The 1,510-nt window shown below is 42.3% G+C and carries 1 protein-coding gene; it reads left to right on the plus strand.

From position 1 onward, the window contains the following. Nucleotides 1-1,510 (plus strand): aspartate kinase (locus ACESK1_RS13365; RefSeq protein WP_372920659.1); only part of this gene is annotated, 1,510 nt, incomplete at both ends.

Raw genomic sequence — 1,510 nt, forward strand, 5'->3', positions numbered from 1 at the left:
CGGTTGGAAACCTTATATGAGGGGGTTTATTTACTAAATGAACTTTCTAATAAAACCAGACATGTGGTTTCGGGTTTTGGGGAGATCCTTTCCTCGCTAATTATAAATGCTTATTTTAAAAGCAAGGGGATCAATACCACCTTTGTTGATTCCCGGGAACTTATCGTTTGCCGTAATACCAATGAAAAAGTGCAGGTGAATTACGCCCGAACCTATAAAAATATTGAAGAGTTTTTTAGGGGTAAACCCAAAGGCCTATTTGTAGCTCCGGGATTTGTGGCCAGAAACGATGAAGGTGTGCCCAGCACTCTTGGACGAGGGGGCTCCGATTTTACCGCAGCGATATTTTCTGCTGCCCTGGATACCAAAAAAGTCCTTATTTATACAGATGTGAACGGCATGTACACCGCTAACCCCATGATAGTTCCTCAAGCCTATTCCCTCGACAAAATTTCTTACGAGGAGGCTATGGAACTTTCGCATTTTGGGGCTAAAGTACTGTATCCGCCAACCCTCCAGCCTTTGATTGAAAAGCAGATCAAAATACATATTAAAAACACCTTTAGTCCCGATGAGCCCGGAACACTGATCTCAAGATCCAGCAAGGAAAATTTCCGCTGGGTTACCGGCATAACTCATATCGATTCCATTAAACTTATTAATATAGAAGGTAGTGGCATGGTTGGGATACCAGGGTTTTCCAAGCGTTTCTTTGAGGTTCTCTTCCAGGAGAATATCAATGTAGTGCTTATCACCCAGGCTTCTTCTGAACACAGTATTTGTGTGGCAGTGAAAGACGATGAAGCTAAACTGGCGAAAGAAGCTTTGGACGAGGCTTTTGAGGTGGAAATTCAGTATAAAAAGATCAAACCAGTTACCATTGAGGAAAATGTTGCTATTGTTGCCCTGGTAGGTGACCGGATGAAGAGTCATCATGGCCTTAGCGGAAAAATGTTCAGTGCTCTTGGAAATAACAATATCAATATCAGGGCTATTGCCCAGGGTTCTTCGGAAAGAAATATTTCAGCGGTGATCGCTAAAAAAGATGTGAAGAAAGCCCTGAATACCCTGCATGAACAATTCTTTGAGGTGCCCTCAAAGGAACTTAACCTGTTTATCACGGGTGTGGGGAATGTAGGAGGTAAATTACTGGCCCAACTTGAGCAACAAGAGGGTTACCTTCTGGAAAAGCTTAGATTAAAAGTAAGGGTACTGGGACTTTCTAACTCAAAGAAGATGGTCTTTAAGGAAGACGGGATAGATCTGAAAAACTGGAAAAATGAATTGGAGAACGGGAAGCCGGCAGATAAGAAAGCTTTCTTCAAAAAGGTACAGCAGCTGAATTTACGTAACAGTATTTTTGTGGATAATACGGCGAGTGCTGAAATCTCTTCCTGGTATAAACATTACCTGGCGAATTCCATTTCGGTGGTTACCTGCAATAAGATCGCATGTGCCGATGATTATGTGAATTACCAGGAATTACAGGACTTATCCCGGGAATATGGAG

The sequence above is a fragment of the Salegentibacter sp. genome (assembly GCF_041642575.1).
Lineage (GTDB): Bacteria > Bacteroidota > Bacteroidia > Flavobacteriales > Flavobacteriaceae > Salegentibacter.